Genomic DNA, 1542 nt, shown 5'->3' on the forward strand with positions numbered 1-1542 from the left:
GAGCCGGACCTCATCATTGAGCTCGGGCGGCAACGGCCAGGTCAAACCTGCGCGGCGTGCCATGTTGAGGTACTTGCAAACCGTGCCCTGGGCCAGGCCGAGGCTACGGGCAATCGTACGCTGCGACATGCCGACGCTGTAGTGCAGGCGTAAAACTTCGCGAATGTGGCGCATGGACAGTCTCTCTGTCGGCATCTCGATCCTCTGCTGTCGGGCAAAAGACCAAGCTACCTGGGTTGCAGACTGTCAGTGGTGTCCGGCTCGCTGTCCCCGATCACAATCCGCTGGAAATAGCGATCACGATCCCGTGGAATTGGTAATCACGATCCCCTGGAAACGGTGATCACGATGCTCTGGAATGAGTGATCACGATGGCCTGGAATTGGTGATCACGATCGTCTGGAACGCGCATTCACCCATCGCACCAAGGTGTTTGCTGGCGGCACGATACGGAAGATTCATGTGTGACCCCAGGAGACCTGCATCAGTCCCGGCCCAAATCCGGGTGAACGACCCTATAAGCGCAAGCGAAGTGGGAAGTGATGCTGGGGCAGGAGTCGGAGAACGTAACGGTACCTGAAGCGCGAGACGAACAACTCGCGTGACCGGAAACGGCGGATCGAGAGTGGTCCGGGGAAGGACGTTCGTGAACGGATCGAGCAAGGATCAATTGAGGCTGATGAGAAATGAGCGTGCAGATGGAAAGTTCCCTTTGTGAAAAACCCGAACGACACGCTTCCAGGAGACTGTCCGATTATCTGACGCTCGAAGGTCAGAAGCAGAAGGTCCACTCTCTGGTGGACAAGGTTTACGCACGCAAGAACTTGCACCTTGCGTGGGAGCGCGTTCGCGCCAATCGAGGGGCAAGCGGAACCGATAGGATCACGATCGAAGAATTCGAGGCCAATCTGGAAGCAAATCTAGAACGGCCGCATCGAGAGCTCCGCGACGACACCTATCAGCCGCTGCACCGTTGGAGATCCCGAAGAGAGGAGCCCCCGGCAAGACCAGACCTTTGGGCATACCCTCGATCTATGATCGAGTGTGCCAACAGGCACTGGCCAATCGCTTGGAGCCGATCTTTGAGAAGGTCCTTGATCCGAGCAGTTTTGGGTATCGGAAGGGTCGAAAGACAGCCGATGCGCTGACCAAGATCTGGCGCGAAATACAGGCTGGAAACGAGTGGATCGTAGATGCGGGTCTGAAAGATTATTTCGGGTCTGTTGATCACGACAAACTCCTGACTCTGGTTGGAAGCAGATGGCCGACAGCAGAGTGCTGAAGCTAATTCAGCAAACTCTCAAGGCAGGCTACGAAGACAAGGGCCGGAGGTTTGAAACACCACAGGGAAACCGCAAGGGGGTGTCGTTTCGCCCGCCAAGCGGTGGCGGAACGCAGGCTGGAAGAAATATCCCACCCAACGGCTGCGTGCGGAGTTCAAGCTAGTTGGCCTTGTCTCACTGATCCCTTCACTTCAGATCGCGAAAGCCCATTCATGAAAGCGGCTTGCGGGAAAACTGCACGAGCCGTTTGAGCGGCGGG

General features: G+C 56.7%; 2 protein-coding genes. One reads left to right on the forward strand and one right to left on the reverse strand.

The genetic code is table 11. The features are described 5' to 3' along the window. The coding region (locus AOQ71_RS47445; protein ID WP_057744227.1) for a sigma factor-like helix-turn-helix DNA-binding protein at positions 1-195 on the reverse strand (195 nt) is incomplete at its 3' end. 778 nt (positions 196-973) lie between these two features. On the opposite strand from AOQ71_RS47445, the gene AOQ71_RS50185 reads away from it, so the two are divergent. Continuing rightward, positions 974-1282: a reverse transcriptase domain-containing protein gene (locus AOQ71_RS50185; protein WP_430648611.1), complete on the forward strand. Its 309-nt coding sequence runs from the start codon at positions 974-976 to the stop codon at positions 1280-1282. Positions 1283-1542 lie beyond the last annotated feature (260 nt).

Source organism: Bradyrhizobium manausense (assembly GCF_001440035.1).
Taxonomy (GTDB): domain Bacteria; phylum Pseudomonadota; class Alphaproteobacteria; order Rhizobiales; family Xanthobacteraceae; genus Bradyrhizobium; species Bradyrhizobium manausense.